15 protein-coding genes are annotated in these 15,395 nt (G+C 68.9%); 4 read left to right on the top strand and 11 right to left on the bottom strand.

The features are described 5' to 3' along the window. Positions 1-210: 210 nt before the first annotated feature. The 4 genes from OG251_RS39770 to OG251_RS39785 form a co-directional block, all read right to left on the bottom strand. Positions 211-777 carry an FxLYD domain-containing protein gene (locus OG251_RS39770; RefSeq protein WP_326682128.1) on the bottom strand — a complete coding sequence of 189 codons (567 nt, stop codon included), beginning with the start codon at positions 775-777 and terminating at the stop codon, positions 211-213. A gap of 140 nt (positions 778-917) precedes the next feature. Further along, complete coding sequence (locus OG251_RS39775) at positions 918-1,325, bottom strand: hypothetical protein (protein WP_326682129.1); 408 nt, start codon at positions 1,323-1,325, stop codon at positions 918-920. Between the two features lie 443 nt (positions 1,326-1,768). Next, positions 1,769-2,992, bottom strand: coding sequence for a hypothetical protein (locus OG251_RS39780; protein WP_326682130.1), 1,224 nt, complete (start codon positions 2,990-2,992; stop codon positions 1,769-1,771). A gap of 826 nt (positions 2,993-3,818) precedes the next feature. After that, positions 3,819-4,505, bottom strand: a complete 687-nt coding sequence (locus OG251_RS39785) for a FadR/GntR family transcriptional regulator (RefSeq protein WP_326682131.1) — start codon at positions 4,503-4,505, stop codon at positions 3,819-3,821. A 59-nt stretch (positions 4,506-4,564) separates the two neighbouring features. Here OG251_RS39785 and OG251_RS39790 point away from each other — a divergent pair, with 59 nt between their 5' ends. Beyond that, on the top strand, positions 4,565-5,770 hold the full coding sequence (locus OG251_RS39790; RefSeq protein WP_326682132.1) for an MFS transporter: 1,206 nt from the start codon (positions 4,565-4,567) through the stop codon (positions 5,768-5,770). Positions 5,771-6,037: 267 nt separating this feature from the next. On the opposite strand, the gene OG251_RS39795 is transcribed toward OG251_RS39790, so the two are convergent. The 4 genes from OG251_RS39795 to OG251_RS39810 all read right to left on the bottom strand — a co-directional run bounded on the left by OG251_RS39795 (position 6,038) and on the right by OG251_RS39810 (position 9,478). Beyond that, entirely contained in the window at positions 6,038-6,481 is a 444-nt protein-coding gene (locus tag OG251_RS39795) for a Tn3 family transposase (RefSeq protein WP_326682133.1), read from the bottom strand. A 535-nt stretch (positions 6,482-7,016) separates the two neighbouring features. Next, the gene (locus tag OG251_RS39800) at positions 7,017-8,132 is read right to left on the bottom strand and encodes a hypothetical protein (protein WP_326682134.1); all 1,116 of its coding nucleotides are present in this window, start codon (positions 8,130-8,132) and stop codon (positions 7,017-7,019) included. Further along, positions 8,129-8,644: a hypothetical protein gene (locus OG251_RS39805; RefSeq protein WP_326682135.1), complete on the bottom strand. Its 516-nt coding sequence runs from the start codon at positions 8,642-8,644 to the stop codon at positions 8,129-8,131. The genes OG251_RS39800 and OG251_RS39805 overlap by 4 nt, the downstream gene beginning before the upstream one ends. 108 nt (positions 8,645-8,752) lie before the next feature. Beyond that, entirely contained in the window at positions 8,753-9,478 is a 726-nt protein-coding gene (locus OG251_RS39810; protein ID WP_326682136.1) for a FadR/GntR family transcriptional regulator, read from the bottom strand. A gap of 183 nt (positions 9,479-9,661) precedes the next feature. Here OG251_RS39810 and OG251_RS39815 point away from each other — a divergent pair, with 183 nt between their 5' ends. Beyond that, entirely contained in the window at positions 9,662-10,306 is a 645-nt protein-coding gene (locus OG251_RS39815) for a GNAT family N-acetyltransferase (RefSeq protein WP_326682137.1), read from the top strand. A gap of 214 nt (positions 10,307-10,520) precedes the next feature. On the opposite strand, the gene OG251_RS39820 is transcribed toward OG251_RS39815, so the two are convergent. From OG251_RS39820 to OG251_RS39830, 3 genes are all read right to left on the bottom strand, one after another. Beyond that, complete coding sequence (locus tag OG251_RS39820) at positions 10,521-11,069, bottom strand: hypothetical protein (RefSeq protein WP_326682138.1); 549 nt, start codon at positions 11,067-11,069, stop codon at positions 10,521-10,523. A gap of 1 nt (position 11,070) precedes the next feature. Beyond that, positions 11,071-11,649 carry a hypothetical protein gene (locus tag OG251_RS39825; protein ID WP_326682139.1) on the bottom strand — a complete coding sequence of 193 codons (579 nt, stop codon included), beginning with the start codon at positions 11,647-11,649 and terminating at the stop codon, positions 11,071-11,073. 271 nt (positions 11,650-11,920) lie between these two features. Next, the gene (locus tag OG251_RS39830) at positions 11,921-12,502 is read right to left on the bottom strand and encodes a uridine kinase family protein (RefSeq protein WP_326682140.1); all 582 of its coding nucleotides are present in this window, start codon (positions 12,500-12,502) and stop codon (positions 11,921-11,923) included. 454 nt (positions 12,503-12,956) lie between these two features. On the opposite strand from OG251_RS39830, the gene OG251_RS39835 reads away from it, so the two are divergent. Both OG251_RS39835 and OG251_RS39840 read left to right on the top strand, forming a co-directional pair. Further along, complete coding sequence (locus OG251_RS39835) at positions 12,957-14,081, top strand: aminotransferase class V-fold PLP-dependent enzyme (protein ID WP_326682141.1); 1,125 nt, start codon at positions 12,957-12,959, stop codon at positions 14,079-14,081. Beyond that, a complete protein-coding gene (locus OG251_RS39840) occupies positions 14,066-15,394 on the top strand; it encodes an extracellular solute-binding protein (protein ID WP_326682142.1) in 1,329 nt (442 codons plus the stop codon). The genes OG251_RS39835 and OG251_RS39840 overlap by 16 nt, the downstream gene beginning before the upstream one ends. Position 15,395 lies beyond the last annotated feature (1 nt).

Consider the following 15,395-nt stretch of genomic DNA (forward strand, 5'->3'; position numbering starts at 1 on the left):
GCTCAGGTGCGTGAGTTTCTCCAGGGATGACGCTAGTCGAGGGTCCCAAACTAGCCGCATCACGGAATGTGAGCCACAGCCGTAACTCGCTGACAAAGCCACAGCGGGGTACGCCTGGCTCACGCATCCCAGCAACACGCACTGATCGAGGCAGCACAGACGCCCGTCACCCCACCAGGGGCGACGGGCGTCGTCACGCTCAGACGGCCGTCAGGACGCGTACCGGGTCACCTTCGTCACCCTGCACGTCACCTTCCCATCCACCTGCGCCAGACCCTGCGCCGTTTCCTTCGCCAGCTGGGCCGGAGCCAGATTGTTCGTCGCCGCGGTTCCCTCACCGAGTCGGGTTCCGTCCTTGTCCAGGAACTCGACCTGCACGATGTAGTTCGACTGCTTCGACGACCGGTTCGTGATCTCCAGCTTGGCCGCCGGCCACTGCGTCGCGCCGTTCACCTCGCACTCAGTGATCTTGACGTCGCCCTCGGGGCCGGCATCGTCCTTCTCCTTGGGCGCGTCGTCCTTCTTCTCCGCGGCCTTTGTGGGCGGGGCCGTCACTTCGAGGATCCCGCCCTCGTCGCTACCGGAATCCGTGCCACCCATCACCGCTCCGACGATGCCCAACATGATGACGAGGACCACGATGCCGAGGCATGAGAAGCCCACGATCATCCCCGTGCTCTTCTTCTTCGGCTGCTGGGGCGGCTGCTGGCCCCACCCTGGCTGCTGCCCCCACTGGGGCTGCTGAGGCTGCTGGCCGGGCTGTTGCGGATACGACATGGGTCCCCAATGAAATGGTCTGTGTGAGGGGACACCGTACGACCCGCCCGGAGTACCTGCACCAGAAGGGGCAGATCGTGACGGAACCGTGAACGATCAACGCACTTCGAAGTCGCCCCCGCCGGGGGCGACGGACATCGTCAGGGCACCTGCCGGATCACCTTCGTCACCCGGCACTCAATATTCCCCTCCACCCTGTCCAGCGATTTCGCTTCCCCCGCAACCTCCTGACCAGAGGACACCTTGATCGACTCCGACACTGCCTCAGTCAGACGGTCACCCAACGGGTCAACGAACGCCACGGTGACGGTATAGAGGCCGTTCTTGGTGGTCCCGTTCGTGATCAGGAAGTCCGCGGTAGGCCACCCCGTCCGCTCGTTCACCACACACCTGGCGATCTTCACGTCGGCTTCGGCACCCGCGGGCTTCGACTCCTCGGACCCGCTCCCGCCGTCCGAGCCGCACCCAGTGGCACCCAGCAGCACCAGCAGACCCATCGCCACGATCTTCCCGGTGTTGCTCCTCTTCGGCGGCTGCTGAAGCGACATGTATCCCCCACATAGCGGTCGGCGTGAAGGGGACACCGTACGACCGAATGGAATGCCTGCACCCGGAAAACCGGCAGATCGTGACGGACCCGCATGCTGTCCCCACACATCGGGTCCGCCCCCGCCCGGCGCGGGAACTCCGTCACGTCCCGCACCGACGTCGCCGGCCCGAGGATCTCGCCGTCCGCGCGCACCTGTCGGCTGCCCGTACTGCCGGGGCCCGCCCACCGCGTACACCCGGAGTGGCGACCCGGCCGCCACGACCGTCGAGCGTGGTATCGGGAGCAGGTGCACCGCGGCTGTACTGCTGAACTCACACCCGAGAACTTCGAAAGGTTGTCAGCCGGCCGGACGCCGTCTGGAGCCTTCCGTCCCCGCCCTATGACTCAGACGAAAGACAAAGAACAGCGGAGCGAGGGCCCACCCCCGCTTCTCGCTGCCGTTCACATAACCAGCGGGTCGACCGGCGGCCATGGGTAGCCCAGTTGCTCGGCATCATGCGAACCGCCCCAGACCTCGGCGGTGGCACGGGGATCGCCTGCGGTCAGCCGCGCTTCAAGGCGCCAGGCTTGTACCGACGGGGCGTCCGCGGAGATCGGGAGGGTCATCCCGAACTGGAGCCAGGGCAGATCTGTATCGGCCCGGTTACGGGGATGCCTCAGGACGACGTGGATTCGATCGGGTTCCTTGCGGGAGGACCAGATGCCTTCCAACTCGCAGTCCCACCTGAAGAGCCAGTCCCCGTGTCCCCTCAGCCCCGCCTCAAGCTGCCGCGCAACCGCTCCTGCCGGCCACTCCCAACCGCGGTCCTCTCCGGCTCGCAGGACCTCCGCCTCGTACTGGCCTGCGGTGAACCTAAGCTCCGGCAGGTCGATGTCCTGATTGGCCAGGTCGCGCCAGCCCGTCCAGACAACATGATCCCCGTGGCGCGTGACCGTCATGTACAGCGCGCCGCAGCACTCCTCCACGCCGCACCCGGACCAGGCGAGACGAACCTCGTGGGGCGTGGCCGTGGCGCGCATCGGCCCGTCCTGGCCCAGCAGGTACCTGGGGCCTACCCCCAGGTACCGGGAGCCTCCCACGCCACCGGGTACCACCTCGGCCAGAAGATCCCGGCCGTTGACGATCGGGCGGACCTCCACGCCGCCCTCGTCGGGTGGAGGGCACGCGGTGCTCAGACTGAGAAGGTCCGGTCTCGTGGTCATCGGCCAATGATCGCGGAGTCGGCTCGCAACTGTCAGGTGAAATCGAGCGGACTCGGTGCCACGCTCCATCAGCATCGGGCGGCAGGAGGTGTCCTTCGACAGGCAATCTTGATCGATTGACAGGTGAACCTGATCGCTCGATCGGCACCCGAGAGCCTGGCCTCGATCGGGGCCTTCAGAAAGAGAGAACGGTGTCCTTGAGCAGGCGCAGGACCTTGCGCCGGCGGGGGCGGTGGCGCGCCAGTGCTTCTCCGCTTCCACGCTGGCGCGGGTGACGGCCAGGTCCTTGCCGGTGGTGCGGATCAGGCCGATCCGGTGAGCGTTGTGCGCCAGCGCGTTGAGATGGATCGGGCCGATACCCGGAGAGGACGCGGCCTCCTCCTGAGTCGTCCATTCGCCGCCCTCCGGGAGGTCGCAGCAGGAGAACGCTATCTGGGGGAGCTCGTCCGTCCAGGTCCTCACCCGGGCATTGTTGCCGACGCCGAACTCGAGGCCGCCGTCCGGCCCCGCGTCCCGTACATGCCCTGCGTGTGAGCATGACGTGAGACAGGGCCTGTGCCCGCCCTGCCCGGCTGCGGTGGGCACAGACACTCCGAGAGGGGCCAGCTATCTGTGAACAGAGCCCGCGATAGCGCCGTTCGGCGAGAGTGCCGCGCCCTGAACCAATGTCCCCGGCCTCTGATCGACGAGGAAACCTGGCTGCGGGATCGCCGCGATGACGACTTCCGTGAACGCGGTCTGGGCGTGCCCGAAGCAGAGCGGTTGCTCGGGACGACGGTACGCAGGTACGCGCCGCCTTCGAGCGCCCCGCTCCACGAGGCGCTCGGAACCGCATCTCGCGACAGCTTCGCCAGCCCGCCGGATCTTGGCGAAAATGGTGCGGCCTCCTCCGCCGGAACTCCGGCCTACCGCGCCCCAGGCCCGCATCGTTCGTGGTGCCGACCGGAGGTAGCAGGACCCGCAGCGCAGCGGAGCACGGTCCGGTACGGATCGCCCGGCCCCGCCCGGTCGGTTGGCCGCTGTCCCTTTCGAGGGTGGTGTCGTCGGTGACGATCTCGGGTTCCGGATCGCCCGGGCTGGCGGCGACCTTGGGTCGGTTCCTCCACCGGGCCGTCACCGAGCTCCGGGCCGAGATGCGCGACGCGCAAGCGGCAGTCGCGTGATCGGGCGCTGATCCGGTCGCGCGCCGCCACTTGCCGATCTTGCTCATCCATCGGTCGGCAGGTGAGCAAGCGCAATCCTCGCGCCCAGTCCCTGACCGGTGGGGGAAGACTGCTCGTCGGGTCGTTCAGCCTGCGAAGCCGCGCCACTCAGCCGTGGCGTTGATGTTGGCGTCGGCCTCCCGGGCGGCTGCGGCCGGGTCGCGGCCGCGCAGGGCGGCTACCAGGTCCTCGTGCCCGGCGGGGTCCGCTCCATCGAATCCGGGCAGCTCCCAGAATTCGGACATCGAGGCGCGCAGCGGTTCGGCGAGATTGCGGTACAGCTCGGCGAGTAGTGCGTTGCCCGCAGCGTCGACGATACGGGTGTGAAACTCCCAATCTGCGGCGAGCCAGCCTTCGAAGTCCTTGGCCGTCCAGGCTTCGGCGCGGCGCTCCAGCGTCGCGGTCAGGGCGGCCAGGTCCTTGTCGGTGGCGCGGGTGGCGGCAAGGTGGGCGGCCTGGCCTTCCAGGGCGGCGCGGACTTCGAGAAGTTCGGTGGAGGCCTGGTCCGCGTAGAGGCGCTGGACCGCTCCGGAGAGCTCGCTGGTTGCCCGCACGTAGGTGCCGTCGCCCTGGCGGACTTCCAGGAGACCGGCGTGGGCCAGGGCGCGGACGGCTTCGCGGACGGTGCCGCGGGCGACCTGAAGCTGGCGCATCAGCTCGGGTTCCGGCGGGATCCGGGTGCCCACGGGCCACTCGCCGGCCGTGATCTGTCGGCGGAGCGTGCCGAGCACCTCGGCGGACAACGTGGGGCGGCGTGCCGGTTCCAGGCTCATGCAAGCATCATACATTGGATGATTTGACCTTTAAACATCAAACGTTTTACGTTTGCGTCATGACTGAGACCACCTTCACCTCTCGCGAGCCCCTCGGACGTACCCGCGCCACCTGGCTCGCCGGAGCGGGCGTGGTGCTCATCGCACTCAACCTCCGCCTCGGCATCAGCAGCGCCTCCGTACTGCTCGACGCCCTGCGGACCGACCTCGGCTTCGGCTCGGCGGCCGCCGCCTCGCTGCCTGCCCTGCCGACCCTGAGCTTCGCCGCCGCCGGGTTCTTCACCGGCCGCATCGTCAAACGGCTCGGGGCCGAGCCAACCGTGCTGCTCGCGCTCGCGGCGCTTGCCGCCGGGCTCACCGTCCGCGGCATCCCCACCACCTGGGCACTCCTCGGCGGAACCGTCCTTGGCATGTCCGGGCTCGCGCTGTGCAACGTCCTGCTGCCGGCCCTGCTCCGGGCCCACTACCCGGCCAAGGTCGCCCTGCTCACCGGCGTGTACACGACCGTGATGGCGCTCGGCTCGACGCTGGGCGCTGCTGTGGCCGTGCCGCTGGCCGCATGGGTGGGCTCGCCCTCCCTGGGCCTGGCCGTGTGGGCGCTGCCCGCGCTGCTCACCACCCTGGTGTGGGCGTTCGTACGGGCTCCCTCGGCCCGGTCCGGGTCGGCCTCAGATGCTTGCGGGGCGCAGTACGTATCGCCGTGGGCGATGGCGCGGACCCGGCTGGGGGCGCTGGTGAGCACGTACTTCGCACTCCAGGCGCTGAACTGCTACGCCATCATCGGCTGGCTGCCCACGATGCTGTCCGCACAAGGCATGTCGCACGGCGCCGCGGGCGGCATTCTCGCGGTCTCTCAGGCGGTCGGGATTCCCGCGACCTTCCTGGTCCTCGCCTTCGCACGCGCGCCGGGCCGGCTACGGCCCGCCTTCCTGGTGATCTCCGCGTCCATGCTCGCCGGATTCACCGGACTCCTCATCGCCCCCGTGGCCATGCCAGTTGTATGGGCCGTGCTGGTCGGGCTGGGACTGTGCTCCTTCCCGCTGGTACTCGCCGTGATCGGCAACAGCGGCAGCAGCCCCGCCGAGACCACCGCCCTGTCCAGCCTGTCCCAGTCCCTCGGATATCTGGTCGCCGCCCTCGGCCCCTTCGCCGTCGGCCTGCTGCACAGCGCCTCCGGCAACTGGACCCTGCCGATGGCGGCACTGCTCGTCACCGCGGCCGCACAGCTCGTCGTCGGGACGGCGCTCTCCACCCGCCGACACTGACCTGCGGAACCCGGGCATCTTGGCACGTCGCCCCGCTGCGGGCCCGCTGGCCGGCGCCGCCAGCTACACCTGCCAGCACTGCGCGAGTGTGTGGTCTACGGATGGCACCCGAGGCCGCCAGGCAAGCGCCTCACACCTGATCGCGTGCTGGCCGGAATGGGGGCAGTACTCACCCCAAGGAAGGACTGCACAGCTCACGCGTCCGCAGGCTCCCCGGCCTGCTTCCCGTCGCCCGTGCTGCGGGCGCCGGGGCCGGGCACCGCGGCCTCAGCGAAGTCGAGCCGGGCGGGCCATGTCAGGGTTCACCTCGCCGTACGGGCGTACGTGGGACCGGAACAGCGGGGTCAGGCCACGCCGGTCGGCAGGCGTGAGAAGTTCGACCCACTCCAGTTCACCGAGGATGTCCTGGAGCATCAGGGTGTTCGCATAGACCAGGGCCGATTGCAGGATTCGCAGGCACAGCACGAATATCTCCTGCTCATCGCGTCGGTTGGACGCGGTCTCCTCGCCTTGCCATAGGCGATCACGCGGTTCGCTCCAGTTGAGGACTCCATCATGGAGCGGCTCATCCCCCTCCTTCCGCCGCCCGTCCAGCAGCAGACCCCGCAGATACAGCCCGCCCTTCACCTGCTGGCCAGCACGCACCAAGGGGGCGAAGACATCCCCGGCGAACTCCTCCAACCGACCCCGACACGCGGCGAGTTCATTCACCCTCACACCAGCAGGAAGCCACCGGAGCAGCCACGTGCCCAGAGACGTAACTAGGCCCCACTGGTGCTCTCCGCGCGAGCGGAGGTGAGGCCGCCAGCCTTGGAACCGTCGGCACCAGTCCGACCGCCAACCAATCTGCGGACGCCAGGTCAGAACTGCTCGGCGGTTTCACCGGCCCCTCCGCCCCTCTCTCACCGAGTGCCCGGCCTCTGGAGCCAGGCACCAGGCACTCCGGCGTACGGGGCCCCGCCCAAGCCGGGCCGCGACGGTCATCCAGGCCCTCAGCTACCCCGAGATCCGGGCCATTCGCGGACCAAGCCTCACTCGAAGACCACCAAGGGCCGTGCTTTCGCTGGTCACCAGCGGCGCGGGACGTGTACCACGCGACCGCGAGGAGTGGCCCTCGCGGTCGCGTTCTCCAAGACCCATGTCCATTGTGTAGAGCATGAGTTGGGATTCCTTGGGCGTCGATGCGGACAAGAGTCCAGCCTCGGTAGCCCATGCACAAGGTCCTGGGGCTGCCCCCGGGAGTTGGTCAACACCGCGTGTATCGGGCAGGTAGCACCATGCGGGGATTGGGATCGAGGAGCACATCGGCGGGACCGAACCGCGCGGCCAGTTCGCGGATCTCGGGGTCCTCGAGAAGGCGGAGGCGGCCGTCTTCAATGAAGGGTGTGCCGTCGACGGTGATGGTCGGCTTGTCGAACTGGCAGTCGCAGTGGGCGTGTCCCGGCCCGCTACGGTCAGGCTCCCCCTCCTCGGTCAGGGCGTCCAGGCCAAGGTAGAACGCACCGGCGTGCTTCTCCCGTTCGAACTGGGCGCCACCGCTTGAGCGCACTTTCGGGTTGAGTCCGATCAGCGCGTGCCGCAGGTAGTAGCCCCTGGGTGAATAGTGACGGAGCTCGGTGGCGGCAGTCTCGCCCTCGATCGCTGTTACCACGTTGTCGGTGAGTTCGATCGCGGTGCGCTCGGCCGGTGTGCCGGTGACGGTGGATTCCTCGATGACCAGCAGCCCGTCGGTGCGGTTGGGGTAGAAGTTGACACCACCGTAAGGGAAGGGCCGCCACATTCCAGCGGTGAGGGGAGCGTGATGACCACTGGTGGCGAAGTCACGGAAGGTCACATCGGTTCCTGCAGCGGTGGTTACCCGGATCTCGTCGGCTGCGGCGAGTTGCGCGGTCGCCTTGGCTTCCAGGGCGAAATACAGCTCCAGCGGGAAGCGGGCACCCGTGGCCAGAGCCGACGCGGTCGCGGTCTGGTGCAGTGAGAGGAACCGGGCCTTGCGCTTGGCGACCTCGTCGAAGAACAGGCGGTCGCTGTGCACCTCACCCCACCATGTGCAGGAGAGCACCACATCGGCCTCGGCGTGGATGGCCGACAGCATGGGCGATGGCCCCTCGGAGTCCCAGCCACCCGCGCTGAACGGGGGGACGGCCAGAACGTGCACCTCGGCGCTGCGATAGGCGGCAGCTGCCGCCAGTGCCTGCACCACCACAGGGTCCACCGAGTTCTCCGTCAGGATCAGCACCTGTTCGCCGGCGGCAACGGCGGTGTACTCCATGACGTTATAGGCGCCGGGCATGAGTTCGGTGATGGACAGCGGTGCTGCCGTGGGAGTGTCCAAATAGCTGAAGCAGGTCGTTCCGTTCATGCGGATCGAATCCTTTCCGGTGCCGACTGGGCAGTCGTTGATTGCGGAAGGCGGAGGGTGCCATCGACTCCAAGGCCGAAGAGGCCCTGAACGAGGGGCAGCGTGACAAGAAGGGCGAGCGGGACAGTCCACTCACCGGCGAGGTCGTGGGCTGAGCCGAACAGCAAGGGCCCAACGGCGGCCATGAGGTGGCCGACGCTTTGGGCCGTGCCGCACAGTGCGGCGGCCTGGGACGCGTCGGCGGCACGTCGGCCTTGGAACGTCAGCGCCAACACCAGGCAGGCGCCGCTGCCAAGGCCGATCAGCGCACTCCACGCGGTCGCCATCTCGGGGGCCAGGAGCAGCCCCGGGTATCCGGTGGCGCACATCAGTGAACCGCTGACGGCCGGCAGCGATACGTCAGTGAGTTGTCGGGCGAGGATCGGCACGGCACTGCTGGAGACCGGACCGGTCGCCTGGAGCAGGAACAACTGCCGGTCGGCGGCGCCTCCGAGGGCGCCGTGGTCGTACACGATGTGGGGTAACCACGCGTTCGTGGTGTGGAAACCGAGGGACCGCTGCCCCGTGAACCGCCTGCCCCGCTCAGGGGGGTCGGTGGATGTTACGGGCCAGTTGGAGCGTCAGCGCCCTTCGGAACAATCACGCTCATGCGCCCCCTCCTGCCCCGGCGCGGCGCGGCTGCTGATCCGCACGAGCGTGGAGGCGGCGGAGCGGGCAGCCACCGCGTCTCCCGCCGCAATGGCCTCTACGAGGGTGGTGTGCCAGTGGTCGTGTTCGGCGGCGATATCACTGCTCCAGGTCAGCCCGGCCACCGCTGCGGCCAGCGCGCTCCCCAAGTGCTTGTAGACCTCGGCAAGCAACCTGTTCCCGCCTGCTTCCACCACCGCCAGGTGGAATGAGCCATCGACGTCGGCCAACGCGGTCATCTCACCGGCACAGTTGGTCTCCTGCGCCTTGTGCAGCAGCTCCCGCAATCGCTTCACGTCTGCGCTCGTCCGACGCTGCGCGGCCAGCCCCGCAGCATGCTCCTCCAACACCGCGCGCAGCTCGAAGACATCGGACACGTGTGCTGTTGCCGCACGGCGTACCAACACCGCCTCCAACTCGCTGGAGCCCCGGACGTAGGTGCCGTCTCCGGAACGGGCTTCCAGCAGACCCAGATGCACCAAAGCGCGCAAGGCCTCTCGCACGGTGTTGCGACTGATTCCCAGAATCGCGACCAATTCGTGTTCGGGAGGTATCCGACTGCCGACCGGCCAGCGGCCGGAGGCGATCTGCTCCCGTAGTTGATCAGCGGCCTGGGCGGACAGCGTCGCGGCACGGCGCGGCTCTCTCAACCCCTCCATACAAACCTCCAAAGGTTGGACAGCTGTAGGTAAACACATGACGCCCGCCCTACACCAAGGTGACCTGTGTCACATCGCGCGATACGCGGCATCACCTCCCGGCGGGCGACTGCTCAGCCCGCTCCATCCGTGACGGAACCTCTCCGCGTGTGCCGGGCTCCGCACGGGGGCGCCCATGCGGTCATGGCCGAACTACTGGGCAGCCGACCGGACATCGGCCCGATGGCTTCAGGCGTCTCCTTCACCCGCGGCGCCACCGAGACCAGCAACCTGAGCATCGCCACCCGGCCGGGACGGGGCACCATCAGCCACGTGACCAACCTCAGCTCCGCCCCGGCCGGCTCAGCCCCTACCCGACTGAGCACGGTGCCCTACGACCACCCCGACGCGCACCACCTCACCCGAGCCCTGCATCTCGGCCAGGTCGCGACCTACGGATTCGCCGAAGACCCCGGAGAGACCCCCGCCGCACAGTTCGACCCGCCGCAGGGCCTGTTCCTCATAGCCCACCACGACGGGGGCGCCGTCGGTTGTGGTGGGATCCGCCTCCTCGACGCGGAAACAGCGGAGATCAAGCGCATGTACGTGAAAGAGAGCGCACGCGGAAACGGCCTTGGCAGGCGCATCCTCGAATACCTGGAGCGCCACGCTGCCGTCAACGGCGCCACACAGCTCCTGCTGGAAACCGGATTCCGTAATCACGACGCCCTGGCGCTCTACCAACGCTGCGGGTACACACCACGCTCCTCGTACGTACCCGGACGAGACCCAAGGGTGAACCGCGCCCTGACGAAGCGGCTCGGTTTCCCCGACCGTAGGGTCTCGTAGGGCAGCACGCGGACACGGAAGACCTGCCGCTCCGTAGGCTGCGCGTCAGATGGGCATTGCCACACGCTCCGGCCGAAACCGCCACCGCCCACTCCCCTGGGGCTGTCGGCACGTCCCCATCCGGCCGATATCCGACGGCGGTCCGGTCCTCCCGCCAGCCGTTTCACCCACTGTCCCGCTCCCGGGCAGGCACGCTGTCGATTGCGCGCCGGATTCAGGGCGTGGGTGTGGAGGTGATGGTGCTGGTGTCGTCGCACGTGCCGGTCGGCAGGACCACCTTCGCAGCGACGGCGTCGGCCCATCGGTCGTCATCGGCCGCACCGGTCGCGCGCTCCGCACCCCATACCCAGCGGCCGCCGCTTTCCACCTGGTCGAGAACGGCGACGGCGTAGCGCCGTCCGGAGGTGAGCGGCTGGTATACGGGTTCGTCGGTGGTGTAGGTGTGCTGGGCGGTACGGGTGACGGACTGGGCGAGTGTGAGGGTGTCCTGCGTGCTGCCCTTGAGGGTCTTCTCCACAGTCAGAGTGACGACCTGGACGCCTGTCGCGGGGTCTGCGGTGTCAGGGGTGTAGCGGGTGGGGCCCGTAACCGTGCCGATGACGACGGTTGGGGCGTGTGCGGCGACGTACTCAGGGGTGCTGGCGAGCGGGGCACACAGGGACGAGACGGTGACCTCACCGTCGGTCAGGGCTGCGTAGGTACCGGCGGCCGCGGTGAGGGCGAGGCCGGCGGAAACGGCGGTGATCCAGGCGTGCTTGCGCATGTCAGCTCCATAGCCTGCGGTAGTTGGCCTTGTCGACGGCCTGGGGGGTGGTGACGGGAGGCATGGCGATGTTGGTCCACATCAGCGACAGGAAGCGGTCGGCTTTGTGGCACAGGCCGAGGGCGTGCCCGAGTTCGTGGGCAGCTGCGGAATTCTGATAGGCGCGGCTCCGCCCCTTCATCTTGCCGCGGTTGAACTTGATGTGGTCGGTAGCCGCGGTTCCTGAGTCGCGTACGTACTGGGCCACTGGCGCGCGGTCTCCGCGACCGCCGTCGTAGTCGCGGAATTCGAGGTCGTTGACGGTGGCGGCGGAGTCGGGGCGGAGCTCGATCGTGGCACCGGAGAACTGCCATGCCTTGAGGGCATGCTTGCGCGGGCCGTCGTAGCGGGTGTTCTCCGTCCAGCGGATCTCGCCGTCATCGACAGCGGACTCGCCCGCGCGTTCGCGTTCGCCACCGACACAGGGCGCCGGGACGACCGCCCGGTACTGGTGTGCGGACGCGGAAGGCGGGGGCAGCGCGAGGAACACCGTGGCGATCACGGCGGCCACATTCGGCACGGTACGGATACGAGTCGTCACACTGGGCAATCATATGGGTTGCGGAGTGCCCGCCGCACGCGGCCGGTTCACTCCAGGACGAGGTCGGCCCCGAAGGGGCTGCGCTCCGTCTGCCGCACTCCTCCGCACCACGCGACAACCGTGCACGACGTCGTTCCGATGCCGCTCAACGTCCGACCGGACGCCCGGTGTTCGCGGGGTCCCTGACTTCTCCGTCGTCACCGGCGCACATGTTCCGACGCTCCGGGCATGGGGAGGTGACACCCCCGACTCCCGCTGTCAGCGGGCTGGGTTACCCGTTCGCCGGTGCCTTCCATGCCGTATTCAGCAGCGCATGCACCTGTTGGACCAGGTGGCCGACGGCCCGGGTGCCGTCCAGGACCAGGTCGGCGGCTTCCCGCAGCGGAGCGACGTGCCGGGTGTGCGCGTCCCGGCCGTGCGCCAGGTATCCGCGCAGGCCGATCTCCGGGTCCGCCCCGTCGCTGATCTTCCGCAGAGTCTTCCTCGCGAGGCGCAGGTCGGCGGGGGTGTTGACGTAGATGCTCCAGCGAGCCACGGACGTCAGGGCGGGCAACAGTGCGAAGGTGCCCTCGACCACGAGGATCCGGGTGTCGGGGCACACCGCCGCATCCATGGAGTCCTGGACGCAACCCCAGTCGATGGAGTCGGGGTCGCTGTAATTGATGACGAGACCGGGCCTGTTGATCGCTGGGACGAGGGGCGCCCGGCCGCGGTCGGTGTGGAAGCAGTGGTCGAGGTGGACGACCCGGGTCCCGGGCCGGGTCATGGCCACCTCGGTGGCCACGGTGGTCTTCCCCGATCCGGCGCCGCCTCCGATGAGGAGTACCGGTACGGGCAGGGCTGACAGCGGCATGTCGCCTCCCTGGGGTGGTGGGAAGCGACAGCGTAGAGACCGGACAGCCCGTGCCATGACCTGCGTGGTGCGGAGTTGACGACTACGAACGGCGGCGGCAGCCGGAAAAGGGACGTACCGGGGATCGGTCCGACAGCCGTGTCGGGAGTGTGGGACGCGAGCGCTATCGCGGGATCGGGCGCGAGGACGGTGCCCGTCCTGGAGGCGCCGCTGCGACGCGCCGGCTCCCCGGCACCCGAGCCGGCCCCGCCGCCGGCTGTCCCCCGGGGCGCTGCCGCACGGCTCGCCGGGCAATAGTTGCGCCGAACCCCTTGCTGAGGCGATCCGATCTCCCTAATGTGAACCTTCAAATCGCTGGAAGTACCTGCATCAAGCTTTGTTAGGGCCAATTTTGAACGATCAAATTTCGTGTGCAGTCGAGATCGCCACCCCTGCGACCCCCGGTCGCGGACCGATGGCGGGCTACCTCGACTACGCCAGAGTCGGTCCGCTCTCCCGCCCGGCCGTCGCCGCTCTCGCGACCGCGACCACGCTGGCCACCCGTCTCGACCCGGCTGACCTCGATCGGCTCTTTGCCCTCGGCGAAGCCGCACGGACCTCGGCGGCCCGGCTGCTCGGTGCCCGTCCGCATGAGATCGCGCTCGCACCGTCCACCAGCAACGGCCTGTTCGCCGTGGCCGCCGCACTCCACGGCGCCGGTACCGTCCTGGTGCCCCGCGGTGAGTTTCCCGCCAACCTCTACCCCTGGCTCCGGTTCGCCGACCGCGGCGGCCCTGCCGTCCGCCTCGTCGGCGAGGCCGGGACGCGGCACATCACCCCCGACCTCCTGCGTCGCCATCTCACCCCCGATGTCAACGCCCTCACTGTCAGCGCCGTCGACTCGATCACCGGGCATGTGGCACCGCTCGCCGCCCTCAAGGAAGTCCTCGGGCCCGACCGGCTGCTGATCGTCGACGCCATCCAGGGCCTGGGCGCCGTACCGCTCGAAGCGGAAGCCGCCGACATCCTCGTCAGTGGCGGCCAGAAGTGGCTGCGGGCCGGCTGGGGAGCCGCGCTGTTGTTGATCCGCGACCGGTGTGCCGATCGCCTGGCACCCGGGCTCGGCGGCTGGGCCGGTGTCACGGAGCCCTTCGCGCCGCGGCATCCGGCGCCACCGCTGCCCGGCGCCGCCGCCCACCTCGCCACCAACCCGGACTTCCCGGCCGCCGCGGCCCTCGGTGCCGCCATCGACGACCTGTTCGACCAGGGCGGCCCGGCAGCCGTCGGCACCCGTATCCGCGCCACCCTCGCCGATCTGCTCGACCGCGCACGGCGGGCCGGCGCCGAGGTCCTGCTGGACGGACTCGGCCCCCACGAGCGCGCAGGAATCGGCACCTTCCGCATGCCCGGCCACGATCCCGCCACCGTCCACCGCACCCTCGAAGCGGCCGGCCTGATCACCACCCGCCGCGACGAGTGGATCCGGCTGTCACCCCACACCTCCACCCCCGGCGCCGCGGCGGATCTGCTCGCCGAGGCGCTGCACACCCTCACCCACCGCACGACACATTCCCAGGAGTCGACATGTCCCACCAACTGAGCCGCCGCCGACTGCTCCAGCTCGCCACCGCCTCCGCCGCAGGACTGGGCCTGGCCGCCTGTGGCGACAACGGCTCGGGCAACGCCGGAGGGGACGGCGACAGCGGCAGGATCGTCGTCTGGAGCTGGACCACCGCGGCCGAGGGCCTGCGCAGCGTCGTGCCCTCCTTCGAGCGGGACAACCCCGGCATCAAGGTCGACGTCCAGGACGTCGGCAACCCGGCCATCTGGGACAAGATCACCGTCGGCCTCGCCTCGGGCGGCAAGGGCCTTGCCGACGTCCTGCACATCGGCGTCGACTACCTGCCCAGTTACCTGGACAAGTTCCCCGACGGCATCGCCGACCTGTCCGAGTTCGGGGCCGACAAGTACCAGGACGCCTTCGCCAAGGGGCTGTGGCCGACTGTCATCGGCACGGACAAGGCTGCCCACGCCCTCCCGTGGGAGGTCAACCCTCTCGGTCTCTTCTATCGCCACGACCACTTCGAGAAGGCCGGGGTCGACCCCGACGGCATCAGCGACTGGAACGGGATGACCACCGCCGGGTCGAAGATCCTCGACGCCACCGGAGTCCGGCTGCTCGGGCTCGACAAGACCGGCGCCACCCAGGACATGGACTTCTTCCAGAACCTGATGCAACTCCAGGACGCCTTCTACTTCGACCGGGCAGGGAGGATCACGCTCGCCTCCCCCGCCGCGGTCAAGGCCCTCACCATCATCAAGCGGCTCAACGACGCCGGCCTGATCGCCGACACCGCGGGCCAGGGCACCGAGAAGCGCCTGCTCGGCCAGGGGAAGCTCGCCACCTACGCGGAAGCGGCCTGGGCCGTGGAGTATCTGGCCTCCACTTTCCCCGAGCAGAAGGGGAAGTGGCGCTCCATGCAGCCGCCCGCCGCCGTTCCCAGGGGCAAGCGCAACGCCATCGTCAACTCCACCTACCTGGCCGTCGCCGGGTCCAGCACGCGCCGCAGGGCCGCCTGGCGGTTCATCGAGTACGCGCTCACCCAGCCCGCCCAGATCAACCGGATGTTCGCCTCCGGCGGCGTCTTCCCCGCCCTCGACGCGGCGTACGACGACCCGCGATTCAGCGCGCCGCACCCCTTCTACGGTGGCCAGAAGGTGCTGAAACCGTTCGTCGAATCGCTCTCCGCCCCTGCCCGGGCCAGCAACTTCACCGGCGATTACGCCCGCGCCCTCAAGTTCGCCAGCGACGCGCAGAGCCAGGTGCTGATCAAGGGCGCCGACCCGGCCGATGCCCTCCGGAAGGCCGCAGAGCAGCTTGCCCAGCAGACCGGCCGGAAGCTGGCGGCCTGAC

Origin of the sequence: Streptomyces sp. NBC_01237, from assembly GCF_035917275.1 — a bacterium.
Classification (GTDB): Bacteria; Actinomycetota; Actinomycetes; order Streptomycetales; family Streptomycetaceae; genus Streptomyces.